We start from the raw sequence: 25,858 nt of genomic DNA on the forward strand, positions 1-25,858 counted from the left end.
GAGACAATGTTAACCGATTCGAATCTTAAACCACAGCGTTTGATGAACGGTTTCACCGAATTTTTTATATGTGCTAATATTATTGCCACAGGGCAAACGCATACTTTGTATTAATTTTGGCCAAATATCAGCTCAGAGCGAAAGTTATCACTCCATCCCGCTTGTTTAAGTTTGCCCCTCATACTATTTTTCTGAGGATGTAATCTCGCCAGGTTTAAAGCAAAACGTCTTATGATAGCTACATTCTCAGCACCATCCCCACAACGTATGCGACTATCATCTTCTTTAAAAGTCACATCTAATACCCAATGCACTTTGTTTTCAACTTCCCAATGACTACGGATTGCGTTACCAATTTTTTTCGCGTCCGGCACCAAAGAGCTAATGTAGTAAAGGGTTTCTTGCTGAACCTTTTTGTCTTTTAAATGACGTTCCCGCTCAACCTCGATGACACTTTGAATGTTAGGCCATTCCTGAGCTTCACTAAGCCATTCGTTCATACGAAGTTGACGGTATTTCCTTACTTCAACTCGTCCATGCCCGCTATCGACTTCCTCAAATTCTTCTATAAAATCAGGTGTTTCTCGCTTGACTTTATGAAAATAGGCTGCGATTTCTTCACGCAATTTCTTTTGATTCGATTTGACACACAAAACAAAGTCCGCTTGCTTTTCTACGATTTTTCTCACGACTTTTTTCTGTGTATTCATCGCATCCGCGCTAATCAAAGCCCCTTTGATATTCAAGTTGTCCAGCATGTCGATAACGGAAGCATTTTCGTTTTTCTTACCCGATGATTTCGCTTGGGCTATAACCAGACCCTGCGATTTACTCCAGGCGGTAATGCTATGGAGCGCGCCATACCGGTCGCCATCAAAGGAATGCCTTAATGTTTTACCATCAATCGCTATCTGCTCTTGTCCTTGTTCAACTCTCACCTCGTTAACCCAATTGATAAAAGCTTGATTAAAGGCTTCCGGTTCGATCGCTCTTACGATTCTGGCAATCGTATCATCAACTGGAATGTCATTTTTAAATGGTCGATATTGCCTTAACCATTCGAGCTTCTCATCCCCAAACTCTTTAATATCTTTCCATCCCTCGGCGCCTGATAATACGGCACTGACGCAGAGAAATAGTACATCCAACAGGTCATGTTTTACATTGATATGGCTTCGCGGGTCTTCAATTTGTGAAAAATGCTCGATTAATGTCATGTCGGTATCTCGTTATATTCGATACCGATCTGATCTTTATTTTCTCAATAAGTTCAATAAAGTATGATCTTGCCCTGATTATTGCCAATGTAATAGTAAAAATCTATTGAAAATATTTTTACTCCTTACAATTTATCTGTATAATCCCGCTTTGGCTGCATAGCCCTTCTAGAAATGGTGACTTTTAACATGCGTATCACTCAAGAAGCCCTTACATTTGATGATGTTCTTCTGATCCCTGCCCATTCTCAAGTTTTACCGAATGAGGTGAATTTAAAAACACGAATTACCCGTGGTATTGAATTGAATATTCCCCTGGTATCTGCTGCAATGGATACAGTAACTGAGGCTAATCTCGCTATTGCCTTGGCACAAGAAGGTGGGATTGGTTTTATTCATAAAAATATGGATATTGGCCGACAAGCAGCTGAAGTTGTTAAAGTAAAAAAGTTTGAAAGTGGGGTAGTAACTGACGCTATTACTGTCACTCCTGACACGAGTATTGCCGCTTTAAAAGAAATTACTTCTCGTCATGGAATATCAGGCTTACCGGTCGTTGATAATGGTGAGTTGGTTGGTATTGTCACTAGCCGAGATATTCGCTTTGAAACGCATTTGGATCGGCCGGTTTCAAGTGTGATGACAACTAAGGATAAACTTGTCACAGTCACAGAAGCTGCTACTCAGGAAGAAGTTCTTAAATTGATGCATCAACATCGAATTGAAAAAGTACTGATGGTTGACGATGATTTTCATTTAACAGGATTATATACCGTTAAAGATATTCAAAAGGCTGAAGATAAGCCTAATGCATGTAAAGACAGGCTTGGTCATTTACGTGTTGGTGCAGCAGTAGGCACTGGACCAGATACTAATGAAAGAGTGGCTGCTTTAGTTGATGCTGGGGTGGATATTATTTTAGTTGATACTTCTCACGGTCATTCACAAGGCGTATTAGATAAAGTTCGCTGGGTAAAAGAAACCTACCCAGCTATTGAGGTTATTGGTGGAAATATCGCGACGGCCCAAGGTGCTAAAGATTTAGTTGCGGCTGGTGCTGATGGGGTTAAAGTTGGAATAGGTCCTGGCTCTATTTGTACAACACGAATTGTAACCGGTGTCGGTGTTCCACAAATTTCGGCTGTGAATAATGTCGCTTTAGCCTTGGAAGGTACAGGCGTTCCGTTAATTGCTGATGGCGGTATTCGTTATTCTGGTGATATGTGTAAAGCGCTTGCCGCAGGGGCTTTTTCGGTAATGGTTGGTTCTATGCTGGCAGGTACTGAAGAAGCACCAGGTGAAGTTGAGTTATATCAAGGTCGTTCTTATAAATCATACCGTGGAATGGGATCTTTGGGCGCTATGCAACAAAAGCATGGCTCAGGCGATCGGTATTTTCAGTCTTCTAATGCTGCTGATAAGTTTGTGCCTGAAGGCATTGAAGGCCGAGTGCCCTATAAAGGAAGTCTTACAGCAATCGTACATCAAATGTTAGGTGGGTTGCGCTCTTCAATGGGGTTAACAGGATGTCCTGATATGAGTGCTTATCGTACCAAATCTGAATTTGTCAAAGTGACTGCGGCAGGTATGCGTGAAAGTCATGTTCATGATGTACAAATTACAAAAGAAGCGCCTAATTATCAGGTATCCAAATAGTTATTAATTGTTTGAGTAAAGAGATAAGCGGGAATTTCCTTCTATTTCATTAATAAGCCGCAAGTTAGTTAATTGCGGCTTTTAAGTTTTAAGACAAATAATTCAGTTGTCTTACTTTAGCAAAAAGGTAAAAAAATCATGTCTGTGGATATTCATGCACAAAAGATTCTAATCTTGGATTTTGGTTCTCAATATACTCAACTCATTGCACGACGAGTTAGAGAGTTAGGGGTTTATTGTGAACTTTACCCATTTGATCTGGAAGATGAGCGAATTAAAGAGTTTAATCCTGATGGCGTTATTTTATCCGGTGGGCCTGAAAGTGTAACAAGCGAAGACACTCCCAGAGCATCGAAAATAATATTCGAACTAGGTGTCCCTGTTTTGGGGGTTTGTTATGGTATGCAAACAATGGCTCAGCAGTTAGGTGGTCAAGTTGCTAGTTCGAATAAGCGAGAATTTGGATATGCCAAAGTACGTCATGCGATTAAATCTAAACTATTTGAGGGCATTGAAGATCATTCTGAAGGGGGTAAGGGAGTATTGGATGTCTGGATGAGTCACGGTGATAAAGTGGTCAAACTCCCTGAAGGTTTTGTTGCTATTGGTGAATCTGATAATGCGCCACTAGCGGCAATGGCAAATGAAGACAAACAGTTTTATGGCGTGCAATTTCATCCTGAAGTGACTCATACCCATCAAGGTGGTCGAATTTTAGAACGATTTGTTATGGGTATTTGTGGATGTGAAAAACTATGGACCGCCGATAGTATTATTGAAAATGCGATTCAAGAAATTAAACAACAAGTTGGAGATGATGAAGTCATTTTAGGTCTTTCAGGAGGAGTCGATTCTTCTGTTACGGCCATGTTATTACATCGTGCAATTGGTTCACAACTGACTTGCGTGTTTGTTGATAATGGTTTGTTACGTTTAAATGAAGGTCAGCAAGTGATGGATATGTTTCATGCGGACTTTGGATTAAATGTGATCAAAGTTGAAGCAGAAGACCGATTCTTAAATGCGCTCAAAGGTGAAGTTGATCCTGAAGCCAAACGAAAAATTATTGGTCGTGAGTTTATCGAAGTTTTTCAACAAGAAGCAAGCAAGTTGAGTAACGCTAAGTGGTTAGCGCAAGGCACTATTTATCCTGATGTTATTGAGTCTGCTGGTGCCAAAACGGGTAAAGCACATGTTATTAAATCACATCACAATGTTGGTGGGCTACCAGAAGATATGACTTTAAAACTGGTTGAGCCATTACGTGAGCTATTTAAAGATGAAGTGCGAAAAATAGGGCTAGAACTTGGTTTACCTTATGATATGTTATATCGGCATCCTTTTCCTGGGCCCGGATTAGGTGTTCGTATTTTAGCTGAAGTTAAAAAAGAGTATGCTGATTTGTTGCGTTTGGCTGATAATATTTTTATTCAAGAATTGTACAATCATGATTTGTACCATAAAACATCGCAGGCATTTGCCGTTTTTCTCCCGGTAAAATCAGTTGGTGTTATGGGAGATGCTCGTAAGTATGATTATGTTGTTGCTTTGAGAGCGGTTGAAACTATCGATTTTATGACTGCTCGCTGGGCTCACTTGCCTTATGAATTTTTAGAGTTGGTTTCTAACCGAATCATTAATGAGATTGATGGAATTTCTCGGGTCACTTACGATATTTCTTCTAAACCACCTGCAACCATTGAGTGGGAATAATAATTGTTGGTTTGGAGTACTCAGAAATAAATAAGAACTTTGTTAAAAAGCCAGTTGAAAATTTGCTGGCTTTTTATATTCTATAGTTTGAGTTTTCTTTTTCTAGCCCACTAATTTTTTGATAGCGACCAACCGAGTACTAACATCAACTTTGCACAACCCTCGATTAACACCACTGAACCTTCGTCCTAAATCAGCAGCCATTATAATCAATTTTGGATATTCGCTTACTTCTTCACTCACGCTATTCATCTCTACTATTATGCTATCTTCCGCTAATGTTTAATCTGAAAAGTGCAGGGTGAACAGTAAGGTATTCTAATTTAAGGCGTACTAAGACAAGCACTTTATTTATAAAAAATAATACGTTATATTAAATTGGAAAACGAAATTGACTCATTCATGTTTGAAGTTGACGATTTTTCCTACGGAGTTAAATCTTGTATTGGTATTTTGTGATAAAAGCAAAAGAAGGATTATCTATTCTGTTTTGGTAAAAATTTTTCACAAAAATTAATACCATAATCTGTTTGAGTGATGATATGAAAATAGCCACTATCAATACTAGCCAAATACTTAGGTTAAAATTATGCAATACTAGATCTGAGGTTGATATCTGTTAAAGATTTTTAGATGGGTCAATCTATGCGTATAATCACTGTCGACTTTTATCTGGCTACTAACATTAAAATGCCAAATGAGGTCAATTGGAGAGCCTGTTGCTCTATTATTATTTTTAACAATACCGCTACTTAAACTTGGGGCGGAATATAATATGAGTTTTTAAATAATTTAATGCAAGAAAAGTTGAACCACAAATACTGGATGAAGCAAGCGTTGTTGTTAGCAGAAAAAGCTGAAGCATGTGGTGAAGTGCCTGTAGGTGCGATTTTAGTTAAAGATAACAAAATAGTGGGAGAGGGCTATAACCAGCCAATTGTCAACCATGATCCAACTGCTCATGCTGAAGTTATTGCTCTGCGTGCGGCAGGGAGAAAAATAGGTAACTATCGGTTAGTTGATACAACACTCTATGTAACTTTAGAGCCTTGTGCTATGTGTGCGATGGCAATGGTTCACGCCAGGGTAAAAACATTGGTATTTGCGACTAGAGAACCCCGCACTGGTGCCGCTGGAAGTCTTTATCAACTACTACAACATGTTGGTCATAATCATCAAATTGATATAGTTGAAGGGGTAATGCAGGAAGACAGTGCTGAAATGTTAAAGCGCTTTTTTAAGCGTCGTAGGCACAGGTTAAAATAAATGGAAGATATTGTTGAGTTAGCAATAAAATTCGTTGTTCGAATTATTCTAGGTTTTTTCAGAGTTTTGTTATTTATAGGCTGGGATTTATTATTTGAGATAGTTGGTTGGAGTGTTGGTTGGTTTTTTTGCCGACTAGTGACCTTTGGATACTTTCCCAAAGAGAAACTGAGCGAATTAGATAAGGCACCTATAATAACCGCTTTAATTGTAGAGTTGATTGGTTTGATGGTTTTAGTTATTTCAATATTATTATTAGGTCAACTGATTTAGAGGTAAGAGTTTATTTTGAAATCTATAGCTGTAGTTTTAGGGACTTCGAGAATTAATGGAAATACACATACTTTAGCTAAGGTATGTTGTGAACAACTAGATGCTGACTTTTTTGATTTAGCTCAATTTAATATCAGTATGTTTGATTATCAACATAAAAACCAATCGGACGACTTTTTAAAGCTAATAAAAAAATTAGTTAACTATAAACAAATTATTTTTGCTAGCCCTGTTTATTGGTATTCTCCTAGTGCTAAGTTAAAAGTATTTTTAGATAGATTTTCTGATCTACTGACGATTGAAAAAGATCTTGGTAGACAACTTAGAGGTAAAAAGGTTTCAGTCATTGCGACAGGAGCAGATTCAAAAGAGCCTGATTGTTTTACAGAGATTTTTGTTCGTACTTCAGATTATTTAGGAATGAAATATTGTCAAATATTGTATTGCTGCTGCCCAAGCGATATCAATATTGAACAACACAAGAGTGGTATAGAAAAGTTTGTGACTAGTGTCGATTAGTCTTTTATTATTTAAGCGCTATTTGATTGGCGTAATATGAGCACCTTAATTATAACTTGAGCAACTTACTGTTGCTCAAGTCAAGAGGGCGGCTATTAAGTTGAAATTATTTTAATTCCTTAATTAAAAAAGTTAACTTATTGGCCTGTGCATTATAGTATTCATTAGCATCGATTGAGCCGCCATGACTACCGAATTTTTGTGTATGTAATAGTACAACTGAATGTTCATCATCATTATGACCTAGCTTATCCTGCAATTTGGCTGTGTATTTATAGCTGTGGGCGGGAACAACTCTATCGTCACCATCGCTTGTCATCACTAATATTGAAGGATAGTTTCGGTTTTTAATATTATGATAGGGCGAATAAGATTTTAAATAATTAAAATGCTTCTTGTTACTTGGATCGCCATATTCAGAAACCCACCATTTACCGCCAGTATGTTTGTGGTATCTAAGTGAATCTAAAACGCCAACTTCAGGAATTGCTGCTTTAAATAAACGGGGATATCGATTGATAGTTGCTGCGACTAATAATCCTCCATTGCTTCCACCGCCGATAGCCATATGATTTCTTGATGAAATCCCTTCTCTTTGTAATTTTCGAGCCGCTAGTGCCATTGCTCTGAATACGTTCTTTTTATTGAGCAAACTACCAAGTTTGTGCCAATCTTCTCCTTGTTCTAAACCACCTGGTAATGTGACTACAGCAATTGCTCCGTCACGATTAAGTAGTGGCATATTTCTAGTAGCCATACCATTGTTAGGTAAAATATTAACTCTAAAGCCACCATAACCATATAAGTAAAGTGGTGTTTTTCGGGTAACTTTAACGCCTTTTTTAGTGATTAACCAAATAACTGATTGATGACCAGAGGGTAAATGATAATAAATAGGTTTGGCATCAATATTTACATTATCAACCACAGTCTGAGCGTAGTCAGTTAATTCAAAAGCCATTTTTTCTTCATTATAAATTAATGTAACCCAAGGAATGCTATATGAACCAGCGTAACCATAAGCGCCGTACTGACTAGGATAAAAACCATAAATTCCAGAAAATGGTAATGTAACCGATTTGAATTTTTGTGTTTCAGGATTAAAGTGAACCACATCATGCGTGATATCTGGTTTTAGGTAGTGAATGAAAAATTGTCCATTCCAAATTGATAGACTATCAATTGCCCGAGCTTGGGCTGGAATAAAGACTTCGTCTATCATCGTTGTTAAGTCTAAACGAATAATTTCTCCATTTGATTCATTTTTATAAGAAGTAAAATATAAGCTCGAACCTTCAGAAACTACTGAATTGACATCTCCTTGATAACTCCAAAGTTTGTCACCTAATTCTTGATTTTCAATATCGAGAGCATAAAGCATGGTAACTTGGTTGCTGTCATCTTGAATCAGCAGATAATCCGATTTATCAAATGTGGCGATACTTGCATATTGAAATGGATTATTGGCTTCCCATATTAATTTGTCTTTTAAGTTGGTTGCTTCGCCGATCTTATGAGCAAATACTGCCGAAAGAGTGCCTCCATTTCTATGATCTCTATCTGTTGAGTATATGAGATAATCGCCATCAGGGCTCCAGGTTAAACTAACAAATTTGACAAACAATGTATCTGGTAGATAACTGTTTTGCGCAATATCGTGTATTTTCAAAGTTTTCAAATCACCACCATTATTTGATGAAAAAGAAACTTGATATTGTTCATTTGGAGAGCGGGACTCTAATACTGCTGGATGTCTGTAAACTCGTGGTAGTCGATCGTGCTTTTGTTTTAAATGCTGCTCATAATAAGTTTTCAGCTTCAATGTCTCTGCATCGAGCTTTTGGTTGATAGCTAATTGAGGCGATGTTAATTCGGATAATATCTGTTGTTTTAAATCCCCAGCTAAATATTGCTCTGTTTTGCTATTTTGGCTTCTTATCCACTGACTCAATTGATAGTCGTCTCCGTTTTCCATCCAACGGTATGGATCGGTAATATTATGACCAAATATCTTTTCTGTAACGTGAGCTTTAGGAGCTTCTGCACACACTGATAGTGTGAAAAGCGTTATTATTGAAGCCGCAATATAGTTATAAATTGTATTGTGGTTGATTTTCATTTATTCATCCTTTTAATTAAGTGTTACTTAGTTAAATTGATATTTTTAACACCGATATAAATATTGATATTCAAAAGCTTAACTTAAAGCCACAGGAGATCTTAACTTCTGTTTATGAACGTATGTTTAACTTAAAGGTGTTAATTATTTTGCTAAATGAGCATTTATTTCTAAATTTATCTCATTTTTCAAATGATTTTAGATGTAACGCCCATTCGTATTATCCCACCTAGCTGTCTCATATTATGAGATGCCGATTGTAGTGATTAATTAGTTAGTGTTTAAAAATGGCGCTTTGTTTATATTGTTTTGAGATTATATCGGCGAAAACTTATTTCAATATGTGAGTATGTTGTTTTTTCTGATTGAAAAATAAACAATGAAAAACAGCAACTTCTATCATGTACTACCAATGATCGGTAGGTATGATGCTTGTTGACTACATGATAGCTTTAAAGAGGGTGAGTTTAATTGAGTTATCCAATACGTATAGAAAAAGTGATTGAGTATATTGATTTGCATTTAGATGATGATTTATCACTAGATGTTTTGTGTCAGGTGGCATGTTTATCAAAATATCATTTCCATCGATTTTTTACCGTTAACTTAGGTATGTCAGTCTTTGTTTATATTCAACTATTCAGATTTAAAAAGGCAGCTTATGAACTGGTATTTCGTAAACAGCGTAAAGTCATTGATATAGCTATGTCATGTGGTTATCAAAGTCCTGAGGCTTTTTCTAGGGCGTTTAAACAGGTGATTGGACAGACTCCTTCTGATTTTAGAGCAAGTCCAAACTGGAAATTATGGCTGAATAAATATGAGAACTTAGAAATGATAAATAAACAAAAATATCAAAGTGAACAGATAATATTTGAAGTTGATATTGTTGAATTTAAGGCTATAAAAATTGCTGTTGCGGAGCATTTTGGAGATCCCAAATTAATTGGTCATACTATCGAAAAATTGATCAAGTGGCGAAAAATTAATAAGTTACCACCAAACATTAGTAGGACATTTAATTTAGTTTATGATGATCCCGAAACGGTTCAACCTGAAAACTATCGATTTGATGTGGGAGCATCGATTCAATCTAATGTCGATAAGAATGATTTGGGAATTGTTACTAAAATAATACCTAATGGTTTGTGTGCTAAGCTGAGAGTCAGTGGAGGCGATGCTGCTATTGCTCAGCATGTGCGTTACTTGTACTCCGATTGGTTTGAAAATAGTCAATATGAATTAAGAGATTTTCCTTTGTTTTTTGAAAGAATCACTTTATTTCCTGATGTACCTGAACGTGAAATGATCACAGATATCTATTTGCCTATCAGATAAAATCAATTATCGTAAAAAATAAAGGGCCCTTTTTAAGCCCCTTTATGAAACTAACAACAATATTAAAATTTTTCTGCCCGTAAAAAAGTATTCGTATTGAGAGATGAAGAGTCACTATTTTGTTTTTTATCTATTGTTGACTCACTTGCTCTCGTGCTGCCATAGTTCGTGTAGTAGCCTGCACAATATCTATGACCATTTTTAATTAAGTAAAAGTAATTACAGTTGGTATCATAGCTATTTCTACCCGTATGAATTTTATAACCAGATAAGGCAATGTTATTCAGATGGTAGTATCCACCGTTATGAAAATCAATCGATGATTGCGGCCAACTACCGCTGCCTGACGTTGTGTGAGTACCACTAACGTACCATCGTTGGTTTCTTTTGAAAGGGAACTGTAAAAAATTAGTGGCTGGTACTAGCTGGGTTGTTGCTGGTGCTGCTTGTTTTTTACTGTTAGCTTCTTCAGGAAATAAATTAAAGAAAACTGAATTAAATTGAGTAATTTGTTCTTTTGAGCCTGGTTGTAATTCGGTTGTTGGGAAACCATATGAAAATATTGACTGAATTGCTTTTCTTGTATGGGCATCGGTTGTAAATTTTTGGTTCTTACCTGTTTCAGCATAAGAGTGGCCTTTATAGTAGGCTTTTGATAAGCGATCGAAAATATCACGTAATTGTTCTATGAACCCGTATTGTTGTGACATGACACCAAAAGGTAGTGCTAAAACCTGATTGTTGCTCTATTAGTGCGATAAATATTCTGGAACTAATTGTTGATTCACCCGAAAAATGAGAAATTGCCTCGGCATAAGGAAGCAGGTGAGGGACTTTTTTTGAAAGATATTCTTCAATGTTAAAGCCAAATACTTCATCATAATCATAAATAATATTTAACTTGGTTAGTTCTTTTTTGCCTGCGCTAGTTAATTATTACTTGCTAATAGTTTCTGTCAATAGTGTCGCTGTTAACAAGGCTATTTGAATGCTTTGTTTAGATTTTGTTAAATGTTTTTTATCTTTGATATTCTTATTTTTTGGTGTTGTCAAACATTTGTTATGTATCTCGATTAAACCTGAAAATTTTTTGGTGTTGTCGCCTGAAGAGGTGAATAATAGTGAGTGGTTCAGAAAAAAATGAAATAAGAAAAAGGTATTAAGAATGCTTTATGTTATTTTTGAATCAGGTATTATTTTGATTGTAAGCTGTTAACAAAAATAAAAATACTATTATGTTTTGTTAAGGATTTTTATAACTGCTTATATGGGTTGGTGAAGAGAAAATATATTCAGGTAAAGCTTTCACTTTACCTGATGAGTTAATTAAATGTTTTTTCTTTATTCATGAGTGATTGCATTAGTTGTTGCCTGAGGTACATTTAAATAGCTATTGGTGCTTCCTGAATTATAAATTCGTGTTCTTGCGCAGTATTTACGACCATTTTTTTGTAACCAGAAATAGTTACAATTTGTATCATAACTTTGTCTACCTGTACGCACTTTATAACCAGAAATACTCACATTGTTCAGATGATAGTATTGTCCATTGAGTTTTAGTGACCAGTGCAAATGTGGACCTGTCGAGTGGCCTCCATTGCACAATGCTTGGCTTTTTCTACTAGCATAGTTAGCTAATCTTGTATTTTTTGAAACGTAAGAACCGTTTCTTACACGTATACCAGATAAATGGTAGTAGCGAGTTGACCAACCACCACTATGAAATACTTCCATACTACAGCTAGAATAAACTCTTACGCGGCCTGATGCAGAAGCAGTTACCCAGATGTTGGTTAAGTTATCTCCCCAGCGGCCACCATTATTGAAGTCTAAAGATGATTGTGGATAAGTGCCGCTACCGTTGCTTGTATGACTGCCACCATTTCTCCAACGTTGTCCCCTAGGAAAAGGTAGTTGTAGTAAACGTGTAGATGGAACCATCATTGATGTTAAGGATGCTTTGAGTTGTTTCGGTGCATTTTTTGCTTCTGGAAACATTTTGAAAAAAACATCACTGAAAGATTGAATTTGTTCGTCTGAACCTGGTTGTAATTCAGTCGTTTCAATACCATATGAAAAAATCATTTGTACTGCTCGTCTTGCATCACTATCGCTAGTGAATTTTTGATTTTTTCCTGTTTCTTCAAAAGAGTGACCTTGATAATACGCTTGCGAAATCCTATCGGAAATATCTCTTAACTGTTCATTAAAGCCATGTTTTTGTGACATTACACCAAATGGCATTGCTAATGCTGACTCATCTGCATCTTTAGTGGAAAGCAAGTTGGTCTGATGCTCCATTAATGCTAAAAAAACTTTTGGGTTAATGGTTGATTCACCAGAAAAGTGTGCGATTGATTCGGCATAAGGTAACAAGTGAGGAGCGTTTTCATGTAAATAGTTCTCTATGTCAAAACCAAAAACTTCATCGTATTGATAGATGATATTTGATTTTGTTAGTTGCTGATTTGTACTGCTGGTTAAAGAATTTTCTTCAGCAAAAATTTGGGTGCTTGTTAATAATGTCGTACTTATTAAGAGTGCTGCGCCAATAAGAGTATGATTTTTCTTTATGTTGGTTTTCATTTTTTTTCCTTTGTTAATATTGTTGTTTTACAGGTAATACTTAAACCTAATTGGTCCTCGGTTGCATCTGAGGTGGGTTGAGGTTAGCACTGCGATAAATTTTGTACAGTAAATATTTACTAAAAATAACTCGATAATTTAAAAAAATAGTGAGGTGAGATTGATTTTTTTATATGCTTTTTCTGTACTTGTTTTCCTATTCACCTGATGAATGGCATGTGTTGTTTGTTGCATGCGCTTGGTCTTTTTTTACTTTGTTTTTTTTGGAAATAAATATTAGGAAATTAAATCGATAATAATTGTTCTAGTCAGTTGTGCTGTATTTAAAAGTGAGTTGTTTGAAATTTTGAAAAAATAAATTTTTTGTATTAATTCGAATCAATATTGCTAATGTAAATTGGCTTAATCTCTCATTACTCTTTTATAGGCAGCTTTGGAGTATCATACCCAAAAAATTACATTGGTTACTATTTTACAAAGTTATGTTAGAGATGAGTTTGGTTATTGTTGCCTGTGCAATATATAATATTTTATGATGAGTTAATTTCAGTTAAAAAATCGCTAGAAGCTGCAATAAATAACGGGGATTAGTTTATCTGTATTTTGGTTTATTGGTATTTTAGTTTATAGCGATAAAACATCAGTAGACGCTATCGAATAAAACGTAATGTGATTATTTGATATCAATCAGGTTTTATTCGATAGTATAAAATATTAGCTTATTTACATAAACAAGTGTATTTTAAATTAAGTGCTCTACCAATTTGTTCAAGTATTTCTTCTCTTGAATTTAATGTATCCTGATAGGTGCCATTGATATGGTGGCATTCAGCATTTTTTGCTTTGATATTGGTATGTTTGGAGTTGATCGTAGTATTGGTTTTCATAATATTTTCCTCGAACAGCTTAAAAAACGAGACTAATACCTTGTCTATGGTGTAATAGTTGTCGGTTATTAATTAACCTATACTAAGTCTAGTCTAATTATCATGAATGATCCTGTATTTAGGTCAATTATTTTTACTTGTCGTATACTTTTTTATTAACGCTTTGTTTTTTAAGTCTTTTGGTGAGAAGTTGATGGTCTTTGTTGGACGTTTTATAGATAAAGCGAATACCATTTATAGAGGGCGTCGCTTTTTTAGGGAGGCTACCAGCTTTTATTCAATTTGAGTTTGTTTTGTTTTGTGAATTCTTCAAAGTTAATAGATTCTTTTAGTGATTTTGCTTTATGTGTTTGGCTGCTAATATAAGTTGCCCAACCATTTCTACCATTTTGTTTGACTAAATAAAGTGCTTTATCAGCAATATCGACAACTTCTTCCCAAGATAAATCTACTTGGTTGCTATCTTCAAAAAAAGGTAGTAAGGCAAAGCCTATGGAACAAGTAATCTTTTTATGTGCTTTTAGTTCATTATCGAAGTTGGTGGCTTCAATTTTTTTGCATAGTCTGCGTGCAATATGATCCGAATTCTCTCTTTCAACAGCCCTGGCAACAATTAAAAACTCTTCTCCCCCCCAGCGAACAATATAATCGTCTTCTCTTAATTCTGTTAATAATACCTCTGAAAGTTTGGTAATAACTTTATCCCCAATGCTATGACCAAATGTATCATTAATCATTTTAAAATGATCAATATCAATCATCATTAACACTATGGTTGAATCAGCATTGGCTGGAGAAGCTTTTAAACGATTAAAGTAGGCAATATCTTTTGATATTTGTTCGTGTAAGTAACGCCTGTTTTTAAGCCCTGTTAAAGGATCTGTATAGCTAATATTGGTTAGTTTTTTATTAGCAATGCTTAATTCTTGCGTCCTTTTTTTGACTTCTGCTTCTAAAATTAGTTGTTGGTTTTTGAAAAATAAGACCCGTTTTTTATACCACAGTTTAAGCAAGTAGATCACAGAAACAATAATAGTTAATATAAACCACCAGGTTTCATAAAAGTAGGGAAGTATTTGAAAGCTTAGTGTCGTTGGATATTTTTGCCAAATATTAGAATTGTTTGATGCTTTTATTTTAAACTGATAGTTTCCTGCTGGCAGGTTGGTGTAAGATACTTGTCGTTTGCTGACATCTTCAAGTTTCTTCCATTGTTCATCATAACCACTGAGTTGATATTGTATAAAAATGCCTTGAGGATCTTGAAATGTTGGAGCGGTAAATTCAAAGACAATATCTCTAGCATTGTTATTTAAAACTCGTTTTTCTTTTGAGTTAATGACGGTATGCCATTTGTTAGAATGTTTGATTCGTTCAATGATTGAAAAAGGAGCAATTAAGTTTGTGCTGATATGATTGGTGTCTAACATAATCAGCCCTGTTCTTGATGGTAGTATTAGGGCATTGTTATTGAGGATTCCCTTAGCGGTACCTGCACCTGTACAGCAATCTGATTTTTCAGCGCCTGATGATTGAGGCGTGTCACTTAAAATATATTGAGTACCAAGGTTGTCGATTTTATGGTTAATTAAAAGACGAATGTTGTTATAGGGAAACCGATACATACCATTATATGAGCTGATCCAAACAATATCATTAGCGTCTTTTACAATAAAGAAGCCTCCAGGTGTTGGAAGCCCACTATTTTTTTTATTAAATAAATGCCATTGAGAATTCTTGTTATAGAGTAGTCCGCTAGATGCTGTGCCAACGATTAGAGAGTTATCATCTGTATTTTGATAGATAAAAGTAATATCTATATTTTCTTCTGATTGTTGAGGGTAAACTTTTTCAATTACACCTGAGCTGAATTGATAAATACCTTTTGTTGTACCAAGTAATAAGTTGTTTTGAGAAGATTTGATGATATGTCTGATAGATAAGTTATCACCATTAGTTGCCAAGTTATATTGTTTGAATTGGTTGTTGGTTAAATGAAAAAGGCCATTGTTTGTTCCGAAGTAATAGCCTGTATTATCATCAGAAATAATACTTCTAATATGACTATGCATTATTGCTTCTTGTTTTGATGGCATAGTAATTTTTTTGTTTTTATAAAAAGCGATACCCGTGCGTGTGCCTATGACTAACTGAGAAGGATCTTCAAATAAAGTATACACAACTGGATGAGGAAGCTTTTCACTTGAGACTTCAAGTGAAAAGCTTTCATTTTCAAACTTATTTAGTCCACTATTGGTTCCTATCCATAAACTATTATCATCCCTTGGAAACACAGACCAAACAAGAGGATCGGTTAAACCCGATTCAATACTATAATTATAGGTTGAACCTTGTCTGAGCCTGGCAATGCCGTGAACGTAGCTTCCAAGCCATAAATTACCTTCCTTGTCTTCAAGCATTGAACGAATAACTTTAAATGCTTTAGGGTTATTATTATCAATGTATTCATATACATTTGAGTTGATTAAGTGAAACAGTCCTAAATTTGTTCCAATCCATAATTCTTGTCTTGAATCTACCATCATTGATTCAATGGGAACATTGGACAATACAGGGTGTTGTGTATGTTTAACTAACTTGCCATTAATCAACTGATAAATGCCATCAGTAGTACCCAATAAAATTTTGTTTTGGTATTGAGTAATATGTTCAACTTTAACCGATTGACTTTCTTTACCTAAAGAGTAGATTTTTTCGGTACCATTCCTTATTTCTGTAATGAAACCTAAGTGGCCTAACCAAATACTTTGCTCGTCAGCAAATAAACCAAATGTGGCTATTTGCTTATGCTTTTTTAAAACAAGCTCTTGGTATGTTAAGTTTTTATTATTTACTGTGAAAATGCCATGATTACTACTGACCAAAATACGTTTATCAGCCAGTTCAATCATATTATTGATTTTAAACTTTGAGTTGTTGAGCTTTTTATAATTGTTAGGTTTTTTAACTTGTTGAAAAGTTAAGTTTTTTTGTCTAACTGATAGACCATTAGTGGTTGCAACCCATAAATGGCCAGAGCTGTCACTTAGTATTTTATTGATGTAGCCATTGATTTCTGGATATTCTTCTGGAGTAAAATGAGTAAACTTAACACCATCAAAACGAGAAAGTCCGACTTGAGAGCCTACCCAGATATAACCTTGTGAGTCTTGTGCTATTGATGCAGCAACAACTTGAAGAAGCCCATCTTCAACAGACCAGCGGTCTTGCCAATATTGGTGATAGCGTTTGACTTCAGGAAGGCTGACACCATGTGTTTTCACACAATAGGAGAGAAGCAGTAGTATTATGAAGTATGTTGTGAGTTGTATTTTTTTCAATATTATTCTTTTCTTCTATTTAGAGGCTGATGAAAGAGTAATAAGCCCTGGGTAAATATAGGAAATAAAATGGTAAATATAAAGTAGATAAAAGAATTAATCTTTTTTTGAATATGTTTTATTCGGTTACGAAGTTTTATAGGATTTTTATTTTAAGTTATGAAGAAAAATGATTTGTATATCATGCTTCTTAGTTCTTTTAATATTTATTGCTGAATAAAAGACTTAGTTTATCCTCGTATTAAAAATAATAAATGCTTATTGAGATTTTTTATCTCTATGATTGTTGTTTTGGATTTTTTTTATTCCAAATAATACTAAAAGTAAACCAACCAATTGAAGCCAAGAAAATAGTTCGCCAAGAAAGAACCAACCTAAGATAATTGTGATCACAGGGCCTAAGGTGCCTATATTGGCTGTGGTGCTTGCACCTAATTGACTAATTGCGCTTGAGGTTAACCAACCAGGGAGTAAAGTGCATAGGAGTGATATCATACTGATAAAGAACCAGCTTTGATTCGATATTTTATTGAGCTGTATCGGATCTTGGCTGATAAAAAAATGTATCAAAGTAAATAAAGTTGCAGCCATGCCAGCTAACCCTGTGAATCTGGCTGGTCCTAATAACCGAATTAATTGACCCGCACCTAAATAATATAGAGCAAAAGACAAGCCACTTAAAAGTACCCATCCTACGCCTAATGCGGCATTTAAAGTGGATTGGTATTGAATATCATGTCCTAAAGCCGCTATTAGACCCAAATAACAAAACATAACTCCTAACCAAGTTTTATTTGATGGTTTGCGTTTAAAATAAATTGCCTCTATAAGTAATACCATTGCAGGGTAGGTAAATAGAACCAAGCGCTCTAAACCTGCCGATATATATTGCAATCCGATGAAGTCGGTTAAGCTGGCAAAATAATAACCACAAAAACCTACCCACAAAATTAATAAAAGTGATTTTTTATCAACGTCCTGTAAAAAAGTAGTTAATCTTATTTGAGAGTTGTATTTTGGTAAACAAGCTAACCAGATAAAAAAAGGCAGCGCTATTACTAAGCGAAGCGTTAATAACTCTATTGGAGTGATTGGGGCGTCTAAATATATTAATTTGACAAAAATCGCTTTTGATGAAGCCGTTATTGCTGCAAACGTAGCTAATAAATAACCGTTAGTTAATAACTGTTTATAAGAGAATTTACTCAATATTGAATTACTGGTTTCGCTTTTTACGAATGTTCTTGCTTTCATAAATAATATCTTATCGACAAATGTTGAGCTTTTAAGCTATTCTATCGCTTAATTATCTGTTCTGCTTTTTCTTATTTATCAATAGGCCTTCGCTAATGACGAAACCACTAAGGTTTGAACTCTTTGATTTGCGGCTTTATGTTGCAATTGTTGAGGCTGGTAGTTTAAGCAAAGCGGCTGCTAGTTTGCCGTTGGCTTTGTCTGCTGCAAGTGCGAGATTAAAAATGCTTGAACAGCGTTTAAATATGCTATTACTAAAGCGTAGTTCACAAGGCGTTAAAATGACTAATGCCGGACATTTATTTTATGAACATGCACAACGGTTGTTACAGGCAGCCCAAGAGGCGCAACAAGGTATGGAAGCTTTGTCAGGAAAAGGCCGAATTAAGCTGAAATTATTTTCCAATACAACAGGTTTGAGCACTGATTTATCAAATCATTTAGCTGGTTTTTTAGTTGAAAATGACAGTATAGATTTATTAATCGAACAAAGAGCAAGTAAAGATGTTGTAAAGTCAATTGCATCTGGCGAAGCTGATATTGGAATTGTTGATGGACACTATAATCGTGGTGATTTACTTTATCTTTTATATCAAAGAAATCGTTTAGTTGTTATTGCTAATAAAGAGCACTCATTGGCACAACAAACGAGTTGTCGATTTACCGATTGGTTAAAAGAGTCTTTGGTTGGTTATGAGCCTGAAAGCTCATTGCAGCAATTTCTTGAAAGAATGGCATTGTTTGAGCGGTTGCCACCCAAGTTTAAGGTTAACGCACCAAGTTTTGGTGCAGTTGCACAGATGGTTGCTAGCCGAGTTGGCATTGCGGTTATGCCTGAACCGGCTGCTCGACGTTATGCTGCGGCATTACCTTTAACAATTATCGATTTAGCAGAGCCCTGGTCTACTCGGGAATTGCATATTTGTGTACGTCCGCAGCTTGATACAACATTACCAACATTAAAGCTAGCGCGATATTTATCGGGCATCGAGTAGGATACAGATTAAATGCTTGGTATTAGTGATTATTTTTCCAGTTTGCTCGTTATCTTGTTTGCAAATCTTCTGTAGCGTTATAAACTCTAAAACCAGAAATCTTTATTTAAAAATCATTAAGAGAAGTTTGCTTTCGATGGAAGAATTAACAAAAAATACTGCCTATGGCACTTTAGATGCATCCTTTCAGGCTGCCGGTGGGGAAGAGGGAATAAGAAAGTTAGTTGATGACTTTTATGACTTTATGGAAAATATATCCCCAGCTAAAAAAATTTTAGAGATGCATCCCTCTGATTTAAATATTTCGAGAGACAAACTATTTCGGTTTTTATGTGGTTGGTTAGGAGGACCCAGGTTATATCGTGAAACTTATGGACCAATTAGTATTCCCGCCGCACATGCTCATTTGGATATTGGTACTGCTGAAAGAGATGCATGGTTGTTATGTATGAAAAAAGCAATTGAGTTACAACCCTATGATGAAGAGTTTAAAAGTTACCTATATCGTCAACTTTGTATTCCTGCTGAACGAGTTAGAAATTCTGACTAAATCTCAAGAGTGTATTTTATGAAGTATTGTAAATATCACCCTAAACAGTTAGCGGCTTGGTCTTGTGCTTGTTGTAAAGTTGATTTTTGTGCTAGTTGTGTGCCGGAAGATAAACAAAACTATTTGCCCAAATGTACTTTATGTCGTCGCAGTCTAGCTAGTTTAAGTGTTGCTGAGCGGATCCCTCCATTTTGGCAAAAGTTGACTTTTTTACTTGGAGTACCGTTGAATGCTAGTTCGCTTTTATTCATTTGTTTATTTGCATTTCTATTGGCATTAATACCGCCGGGATTATTGGGTTTATGTTTATCTATTTTACTCATGTTACCTGTTATAGAGTTTTTATTTGAAAGTATGGAAAAAATTGCTTGTGGTGAAAAATTAAATAGTGAAATAAAAAAATATTTAATGTTAGAAAATAAAAGTGTCTTTCTTAAATTAGCTTTTATTTACGCCGTGTTAGTGGCTGCTTTAAGTGAACTGTATTTGATTAGCCCAACGGTTGGTATTTTTTTATCTTGCTTTTTTATTTTAGGTATTCCTGCATCAATGATTATTCTAATGATGGAAAAGTCAATGTTTTCAATGATTAATCCGATAAAAATAGGATTTATCATTAAACTGTTTGGAAGTGCTTATTTTGTCCTTTATCTTATTATGACAGCTATCGCTATCATGGTTGTTAAGCTTAATGCTTTTCAGTTAGAGTCGGGCAGCTTATTGATTGAAACGCTGTTTTATTCAATTATATTGTACTTTAGTATGATCGTTTTTGTCATGGCTGGTTATCTGGTTTATCAGTATCATTTTGAATTAAATTTTACTATCAATAAACAAACTATTTATCAAGTTGATGAAAGTATTGTAAAGGATGATATGGCAGAGGTAAGCATTTTTATTCAAGAGGGGCGTTATGAAGAAGCACAAAAATTATTATTAGACAAAATTAGCGAAAATCCTAGAAACTACCGGGCTAATGAAAAGCTTATTTTACTTTATGCGATACAAGGAAAGAATGATTTTTTAATTAAAATAGCCAACCGATATTTTATTGAAATGATTGAAGCAGGTAAAAATAAACAGGCTGTTGATTTTTTTCAAAAATTACATGATCGATCAATAGATTTTATACCCGAAGAAATCACGGTGGTAATTGGAGTGGTGAGTGAAATGAAAAACAAGCACCAGTTCAATATTGCACTTAATTTAATTGAAGAGTTTGAAAAAAAATATCCAATGCCTAAAGGCTGGGAGAGCTTATCAATACTAAAAGCTCAGCTGTTGGCTGAGTTCGCTAATCGTAGTACCGAAGCAATTAAGGTGCTTGAGCATGTTTTAAAGCGCAGTATTGAACAAGATGCAATGAGTCAAGCAGAAAGTTATTTATTAATTATAAAAGCTTATTGATATATCAAAGTTGTTGAATAGTTTATATATTTGTTTTTTGCCGACGATTGGTTAAGGATTTTCAAGCGTATTTTCAACATATTTTAAGCGAGCTAATGCATTTCTGGCTGAAACGGTTTCAGTATAAAAAGTCACTAAATATTTGAGTTCTTTTCTTGCTTGAATAAACTTTTTTTTATTAATCAGCGATTCACAATAAAAAAATAAAGCTTGTGCTGTATCTTGATCTTCTGGGTAATCTTTTTTTATTTGTTCTAAAAATATTTCGGCATCTTCTAATAAATGAGATTGACTCAGGTGATTTAAAAGGTTGAATTGTTGTTGTTTTGAAAAAACAAGTTTTTCATTAGTCAATTGAGTGAATTCAACATAAGTTTTAATAAACAACTGATGAAAATCAGAAGTGTTTGATTGTATCGAAAATATATGCGAGCAGATTTTTTGATACCCAGGATGATTCGGGCGTTTAACTTCAATTGGGTAAATTCGTTGGATTAAATCCAGATCGGTTGGATGTTCTTCCAATAGTTTATAAAGCAGATTTAAGGCTTTATCTAGTTCTAATTCTCTTAACCAGTATAAAGCCTTATCTAAAGTTTCAGTATAATCCATTAAAGTAGGCTGTTTTTTTAACTACCAATTTTACCATCAACAATCGGTTGGAAGGCTACCAGACTATCTCTTAAAGTGACGTTACCTAAACCGTGATTAGGAAAAAAGTTAGCCTGATCAAATTGATTTTGCTCACCATGAAGTGCCATGTAATTCAAAATAACAGTTTCTACTAATAGATTGGGATTATTGGCTGCAGGTGAAGAGGCGGTTTCTGTTGAAGCATCTGAGCGCATATAACCGATTTGTTGGTGAATTGCCTGTTCTTCTGGAGTACCACCAATTAGGTTAGGCCTTTCGTTTGGATTATAAACCATAAAGAAAGAAGCTGCGGTAGAGGAGTTATCGCCTGTCCAAACACCTTTGCCTCGGCCATCAATAGAACTGTCAATCATACCATTACTTGAAACTGAGCCATCACTAAAGACATATATCATCAATGGAACACCAACTTTTGCTGCATATTCTAAGCAAGCACCCATGCACCGACCCGCACGTAAATCTCTGACTTCTCCGGCTGAACGATTACCTGTATGGTAGTCGAAACCTCCCATAGTTACAGTTCCAGCACCAGCAAAACCATTGATTACTAACTTCATAATGGCTGCGGTTTTTCTAAACTCTCCATCAGAATCGAATTCTTCTTGAGTAAAAATACCGGTTGGTCCAACTATGTCTGTATCTAAAGCTGGATCAAGGGTTGAAGGATCACCAAAGCGATCGGCTATGTCAGCGCTTTTAACGTACCCACATCTGACCATTTCTTTAATGACGTCGTCAGAGGTGACTTTAGTACTGACATTATCAATTTTTTTATCTGAAATTCGATAGATCGATTCCATTACCGATACTGCATCTTCTTGGCTCAGTAAGCCAACTAAATCACCGACATCAACTAACCCTGTTACATCGCTAGGACGATCGACTTTTGTAGGGCGCACGGCTAAATCTATCATTGAAGCGGGTGACATTGAGTTACCCCCTGAATCACTATTACGTGAACCAATTAATGTCAATAATGAACCGTCAGCACCAACTTTATTAATACCATACATTGGATTGTGTGGATTATTACCTGTGTCGTTATCAGAGCGGGCAGGAATTACTGCGCCATTAGTATTAGCCGCTGTTGCTGCCGAGGTTTTTTCTTGGATGCCTCGTAGAAAGGCACTGTCTGTATGAAAAGATAAGCCATAGTCGGAATTAATAAAATCAGAGGCCCCTGTTTGTTGGTTAACCACCGATGGAATCATATCACCAGGAAGCCCCAGTTTGCTGTAACCGGCAGAAGTTAAAAAGTCTAGTTGGCCACCTTGCTTGCCGACTAAAACATTAGAACCAGCAATATTGGCTCCACCAGCTAAATCAAAACAAATAAATGGAATTTTTCCTGCACCTTGAACCGCAATACCACAAGCGGACTTTAAAGCTTCAATATCAGAAGAAAGAGCTGCTTGTGCTTTTCTTGGATTAGCAAACAAACCAAAAATTGAAGGGGCAGTTACACTTGCTGCACCTGCCATAAAACCTTGAGAAATAAAATCTCTTCTGGTCACAGGACGTTTGTGTGAACCGTGTAATAATGGCGCATTTAATAGTTGTTCTTTAGTATATTTTTTCTTCATCGTATTATGCTCCAATTATTGAACTAGCAGGGCTGCATTGCCCAATGCGGCTGCACAAACTGCTTTAACAACAATTTCAGTTCTGCCTGAAGAGCAACCTGCTCCACAAGACGTTAATTTTGTTGTTAAATTTCCTAGCTCTGTTTTAACATCTGCAACTGCTGGCTGAGTGGATAAAGAGCTTCCCATAATATTGGTAATCAAAGGGTCATAGATTTGATCGCGCTTTGTCTGGTTATCAAATGCAGTGTTTGCTGGAGCGCTGAAGTTGAAACCATTAAAATAAGCAGCACGAGCAGTGGTATCTTCGACTAGTGCATTACAGTACTCAATAGCAAGTTGAGTGACTCCCATTTGCTGCGACGATGAAAAAGTGTCTATGTCGGTTAGCGTTGGCAATTGTTGCTTAACAACTTCGAAGGTATTAGCAACATCTGTATGAGCCATACTAATTCCGGTTGCTTTAGACATAGATGCATGTATTTCATAGAAATCACGAACGCCAATATCGGGTCTGGCTGGCAAATCGACCGGTACTGCTGGGGTAGGTGGAGGTGGTTCAACAAAGGCATTTTCCTGTGTACCAATCTTTTCAAAAGTTAAGAAAAACTCGTCTGATTGTGCCCCTTTCTCAAGAGCTATTACGGTTCCTAAGCTAGATAACTGTTGCCCTGTGCCTGGGCTGTATGCTGAGCTGGTTAGCTTTGATTGTAAGTTCTTATAAGCTTGTCCGTTTTTAACTTCTTTTCCATTAACGGCTATTCGAATTTTTTCAATATCGATATTATCTGGAATAGTTTCATTGTTCAGATTAATAAAGTAAGGCTTATCAAATAGGTAAGCATAGCTATCCCATTGACTCACTTCATAAACAATGTAAGAGTCTGGTAGGTCAATTAAGTGTGAGATGCTAAATAACATAAAGAATTTTTCACCAACGCCCACATCAAAGTTTTGTACGATTTGCTCTTGTGTTAGTGCTCGATTATGAATGGCTACCATCCTTAAAGTACCTTGCCACAACCGATCATTTGAAGCTTCATTCCCCATCACTAAAGCAAAAGTATCATCCCAGTCATTGAGAGTGCCACCTGTATCAACTTGCTCAGAAGCTGCCAATTGACCGTTAACAAATATTTTACGGCCTTCAATGGGGGAGAAGGTGACAACAACATGTTGCAATGCTGCTTGTAGAGTTTCGTCTGCGTCGGGAGTGGATAGCGCCGGTTCTCCGTTAGCATCTGTTTCGCTAGTACGGTTCAAAAAGTTATAATTATAGAGGGTTTGGCCTAAAGTAAAGTTACGTGCGGTAGTTCCAGCAGAATAGCTGATAATACCTGCGGGACCTTCTTGGGTAACATTGGCTGGTGCTGCCCAAGCTTCAATTGAATATTCCCCGGTTGATTTGATTAGATCGTGTAACTTCTTACTGCTGGCTGTTGACCCTTGGGCCTTTCCTTCAACGATTTGGATACCCCAGCCACCAACCCAATTAAACTGGCCGCTCAATTGCAAGTTAATTGCTGGTTCAACACCACTGGTATCAAATGCAGTATTACCTGAACCTGTTTTAAAGTTCCAAAGCGCGATGACATTGGTTTCATGTCTGCCTCCACCACTAGCAACTATACCGTCAGTTAAAAATAAAGACTTACTAATGAGCAAATTAGGATCGACTTGAGTCGGTGTAATTTGGTTGGCAAAATTTCGAATGGCATTTTCCATTTCTGCTGAGTTAGCTGAGCAATCTGTCCAGCAGTTATGAAATTCATTACGTAATCGAATAACAAATCGAGAGTTTTCAGGGGTGTCTAGGTTAATCCTTGCTTTTGCCGCTGCATAGGCGCTATCTACATCACTGTTAGCGAAAAATGGTGAAATAGGATTGGCTGAGTTTTCGTTATGGCAGCCTGCGCAATAAGTGGTTAAAACAGGGTGAATCGTTGAGCCAAATAAATCTGAAGTTTCAGGGAAAGTTTTACTATTTCCTGGGTCTCTTAGTGTCGGAGCAACTAACTCTATAGTATTGCCTCCTGTTGCAGAGTTTCCTGCCCAAGCCGTTAGATAACTTGTGATTGTATCTGCGCAAGCTGAGTCGCTAGATAACCAACAGTTATGTCCTCCAGCAACTTTGGTAACCATTCTGGAGTCAGCAGGGCGACTCAGATCTACAATCGTATTTGCCGCTGCATAGGCAACGTTAATATCTTCTAGATTGACAAACTCCGGCGCTTGTCCATTCCCGTGACATTCTCCACAACGATTGGTAGCAGATAAGTTATCCCATACATTGAGTTTAAAAGCTTGTACGTCGTCAGTAGCAGGAGCTGGGCCACTATAAGTTGAGTTTGTTGTTGTTGGTGGAACTGGATTATCTTCTATATCTGCACCGCCGCCTGAACAGGCTGAAATAACAAGTGCACAAAGAGCACTAGCTAAAAAACGATTAAATGGTCGGAATGTTATCAGTCGAGAACATTTATTTATTGTCTGATTCATT

At 36.0% G+C, this 25,858-nt stretch carries 20 protein-coding genes; 9 read left to right on the forward strand and 11 right to left on the reverse strand.

What is annotated here, in order from left to right:
• Positions 1-110: 110 nt before the first annotated feature.
• The gene (locus tag ACT5E3_RS09555) at positions 111-1,217 is read right to left on the reverse strand and encodes an ISAs1 family transposase (RefSeq protein ID WP_444994207.1); all 1,107 of its coding nucleotides are present in this window, start codon (positions 1,215-1,217) and stop codon (positions 111-113) included.
• 189 nt (positions 1,218-1,406) lie between these two features.
• Here ACT5E3_RS09555 and guaB point away from each other — a divergent pair, with 189 nt between their 5' ends.
• Together guaB and guaA are read left to right on the forward strand one after the other, a co-directional pair.
• Positions 1,407-2,873, forward strand: a complete 1,467-nt coding sequence (gene guaB / locus ACT5E3_RS09560; protein ID WP_444998078.1) for an IMP dehydrogenase — start codon at positions 1,407-1,409, stop codon at positions 2,871-2,873.
• A gap of 138 nt (positions 2,874-3,011) precedes the next feature.
• Positions 3,012-4,586 carry a glutamine-hydrolyzing GMP synthase gene (gene guaA, locus ACT5E3_RS09565; RefSeq protein ID WP_444998079.1) on the forward strand — a complete coding sequence of 525 codons (1,575 nt, stop codon included), beginning with the start codon at positions 3,012-3,014 and terminating at the stop codon, positions 4,584-4,586.
• A 102-nt stretch (positions 4,587-4,688) separates the two neighbouring features.
• Here guaA and ACT5E3_RS09570 read toward each other — a convergent pair whose 3' ends face one another.
• Entirely contained in the window at positions 4,689-4,829 is a 141-nt protein-coding gene (locus tag ACT5E3_RS09570; RefSeq protein ID WP_444998080.1) for a hypothetical protein, read from the reverse strand.
• A gap of 552 nt (positions 4,830-5,381) precedes the next feature.
• Here ACT5E3_RS09570 and tadA point away from each other — a divergent pair.
• Genes tadA through ACT5E3_RS09585 form a run of 3 tightly spaced genes read left to right on the forward strand, consistent with a single transcriptional unit; the run spans position 5,382 to position 6,644 of the window.
• The gene (gene tadA / locus ACT5E3_RS09575; RefSeq protein ID WP_444998081.1) at positions 5,382-5,852 is read left to right on the forward strand and encodes a tRNA adenosine(34) deaminase TadA; all 471 of its coding nucleotides are present in this window, start codon (positions 5,382-5,384) and stop codon (positions 5,850-5,852) included.
• A complete protein-coding gene (locus tag ACT5E3_RS09580; protein WP_444998082.1) occupies positions 5,853-6,125 on the forward strand; it encodes a hypothetical protein in 273 nt (90 codons plus the stop codon).
• Between the two features lie 15 nt (positions 6,126-6,140).
• Positions 6,141-6,644, forward strand: coding sequence for a flavodoxin family protein (locus ACT5E3_RS09585; protein ID WP_444998083.1), 504 nt, complete (start codon positions 6,141-6,143; stop codon positions 6,642-6,644).
• Between the two features lie 106 nt (positions 6,645-6,750).
• Here the strand turns inward: ACT5E3_RS09585 and ACT5E3_RS09590 are convergent, their stop codons facing one another.
• Positions 6,751-8,763 (reverse strand): prolyl oligopeptidase family serine peptidase, encoded by a 2,013-nt coding sequence (locus tag ACT5E3_RS09590; RefSeq protein WP_444998084.1) that lies wholly within the window; start codon positions 8,761-8,763, stop codon positions 6,751-6,753.
• A 471-nt stretch (positions 8,764-9,234) separates the two neighbouring features.
• On the opposite strand from ACT5E3_RS09590, the gene ACT5E3_RS09595 reads away from it, so the two are divergent.
• Entirely contained in the window at positions 9,235-10,101 is an 867-nt protein-coding gene (locus ACT5E3_RS09595; RefSeq protein WP_444998085.1) for an AraC family transcriptional regulator, read from the forward strand.
• A gap of 62 nt (positions 10,102-10,163) precedes the next feature.
• Here the strand turns inward: ACT5E3_RS09595 and ACT5E3_RS09600 are convergent, their stop codons facing one another.
• From ACT5E3_RS09600 to ACT5E3_RS09620, 5 genes are all read right to left on the reverse strand, one after another.
• Entirely contained in the window at positions 10,164-10,811 is a 648-nt protein-coding gene (locus tag ACT5E3_RS09600) for a hypothetical protein (protein ID WP_444998086.1), read from the reverse strand.
• Between the two features lie 631 nt (positions 10,812-11,442).
• Entirely contained in the window at positions 11,443-12,687 is a 1,245-nt protein-coding gene (locus ACT5E3_RS09605) for a M23 family metallopeptidase (protein ID WP_444998087.1), read from the reverse strand.
• Between the two features lie 719 nt (positions 12,688-13,406).
• A complete protein-coding gene (locus ACT5E3_RS09610; RefSeq protein WP_444998088.1) occupies positions 13,407-13,574 on the reverse strand; it encodes a hypothetical protein in 168 nt (55 codons plus the stop codon).
• Between the two features lie 263 nt (positions 13,575-13,837).
• Positions 13,838-16,915 (reverse strand): diguanylate cyclase, encoded by a 3,078-nt coding sequence (locus tag ACT5E3_RS09615; protein WP_444998089.1) that lies wholly within the window; start codon positions 16,913-16,915, stop codon positions 13,838-13,840.
• A gap of 258 nt (positions 16,916-17,173) precedes the next feature.
• A complete protein-coding gene (locus ACT5E3_RS09620) occupies positions 17,174-18,169 on the reverse strand; it encodes a DMT family transporter (protein ID WP_444998090.1) in 996 nt (331 codons plus the stop codon).
• A 95-nt stretch (positions 18,170-18,264) separates the two neighbouring features.
• Here ACT5E3_RS09620 and ACT5E3_RS09625 point away from each other — a divergent pair, with 95 nt between their 5' ends.
• From ACT5E3_RS09625 to ACT5E3_RS09635, 3 genes are all read left to right on the forward strand, one after another.
• Complete coding sequence (locus ACT5E3_RS09625) at positions 18,265-19,164, forward strand: LysR substrate-binding domain-containing protein (RefSeq protein WP_444998091.1); 900 nt, start codon at positions 18,265-18,267, stop codon at positions 19,162-19,164.
• Between the two features lie 136 nt (positions 19,165-19,300).
• The gene (locus ACT5E3_RS09630) at positions 19,301-19,714 is read left to right on the forward strand and encodes a group II truncated hemoglobin (RefSeq protein ID WP_444998092.1); all 414 of its coding nucleotides are present in this window, start codon (positions 19,301-19,303) and stop codon (positions 19,712-19,714) included.
• Between the two features lie 18 nt (positions 19,715-19,732).
• Positions 19,733-21,121: a tetratricopeptide repeat protein gene (locus tag ACT5E3_RS09635; RefSeq protein ID WP_444998093.1), complete on the forward strand. Its 1,389-nt coding sequence runs from the start codon at positions 19,733-19,735 to the stop codon at positions 21,119-21,121.
• 51 nt (positions 21,122-21,172) lie between these two features.
• Here the strand turns inward: ACT5E3_RS09635 and ACT5E3_RS09640 are convergent, their stop codons facing one another.
• The 3 genes from ACT5E3_RS09640 to ACT5E3_RS09650 are packed head-to-tail and all read right to left on the reverse strand — an operon-like array spanning position 21,173 to position 25,857.
• Complete coding sequence (locus tag ACT5E3_RS09640) at positions 21,173-21,733, reverse strand: tetratricopeptide repeat protein (RefSeq protein ID WP_444998094.1); 561 nt, start codon at positions 21,731-21,733, stop codon at positions 21,173-21,175.
• A gap of 17 nt (positions 21,734-21,750) precedes the next feature.
• The gene (locus ACT5E3_RS09645) at positions 21,751-23,358 is read right to left on the reverse strand and encodes a hypothetical protein (RefSeq protein ID WP_444998095.1); all 1,608 of its coding nucleotides are present in this window, start codon (positions 23,356-23,358) and stop codon (positions 21,751-21,753) included.
• Positions 23,359-23,373: 15 nt separating this feature from the next.
• Complete coding sequence (locus ACT5E3_RS09650; protein ID WP_444998096.1) at positions 23,374-25,857, reverse strand: LamG domain-containing protein; 2,484 nt, start codon at positions 25,855-25,857, stop codon at positions 23,374-23,376.
• Between the last annotated feature and the right edge of the window lies 1 nt (position 25,858).

Source organism: Aliikangiella litoralis (assembly GCF_052495765.1).

Bases quoted from the DNA above. Each gene is read 5' to 3' on its own strand.
- ACT5E3_RS09625 (WP_444998091.1), top strand. From the start codon at position 18,265: ATGACGAAACCACTAAGGTTTGAACTCTTTGATTTGCGGCTTTATGTT.
- ACT5E3_RS09610 (WP_444998088.1), bottom strand. From the start codon at position 13,574: ATGAAAACCAATACTACGATCAACTCCAAACATACCAATATCAAAGCA.
- guaB (WP_444998078.1), top strand. From the start codon at position 1,407: ATGCGTATCACTCAAGAAGCCCTTACATTTGATGATGTTCTTCTGATC.
- guaA (WP_444998079.1), top strand. From the start codon at position 3,012: ATGTCTGTGGATATTCATGCACAAAAGATTCTAATCTTGGATTTTGGT.
- ACT5E3_RS09605 (WP_444998087.1), bottom strand. From the start codon at position 12,687: ATGAAAACCAACATAAAGAAAAATCATACTCTTATTGGCGCAGCACTC.
- ACT5E3_RS09635 (WP_444998093.1), top strand. From the start codon at position 19,733: ATGAAGTATTGTAAATATCACCCTAAACAGTTAGCGGCTTGGTCTTGT.
- ACT5E3_RS09650 (WP_444998096.1), bottom strand. From the start codon at position 25,857: ATGAATCAGACAATAAATAAATGTTCTCGACTGATAACATTCCGACCA.
- tadA (WP_444998081.1), top strand. From the start codon at position 5,382: ATGCAAGAAAAGTTGAACCACAAATACTGGATGAAGCAAGCGTTGTTG.
- ACT5E3_RS09580 (WP_444998082.1), top strand. From the start codon at position 5,853: ATGGAAGATATTGTTGAGTTAGCAATAAAATTCGTTGTTCGAATTATT.
- ACT5E3_RS09640 (WP_444998094.1), bottom strand. From the start codon at position 21,733: ATGGATTATACTGAAACTTTAGATAAGGCTTTATACTGGTTAAGAGAA.
- ACT5E3_RS09590 (WP_444998084.1), bottom strand. From the start codon at position 8,763: ATGAAAATCAACCACAATACAATTTATAACTATATTGCGGCTTCAATA.
- ACT5E3_RS09555 (WP_444994207.1), bottom strand. From the start codon at position 1,217: ATGACATTAATCGAGCATTTTTCACAAATTGAAGACCCGCGAAGCCAT.
- ACT5E3_RS09600 (WP_444998086.1), bottom strand. From the start codon at position 10,811: ATGTCACAACAATACGGGTTCATAGAACAATTACGTGATATTTTCGAT.
- ACT5E3_RS09630 (WP_444998092.1), top strand. From the start codon at position 19,301: ATGGAAGAATTAACAAAAAATACTGCCTATGGCACTTTAGATGCATCC.
- ACT5E3_RS09620 (WP_444998090.1), bottom strand. From the start codon at position 18,169: ATGAAAGCAAGAACATTCGTAAAAAGCGAAACCAGTAATTCAATATTG.
- ACT5E3_RS09645 (WP_444998095.1), bottom strand. From the start codon at position 23,358: ATGAAGAAAAAATATACTAAAGAACAACTATTAAATGCGCCATTATTA.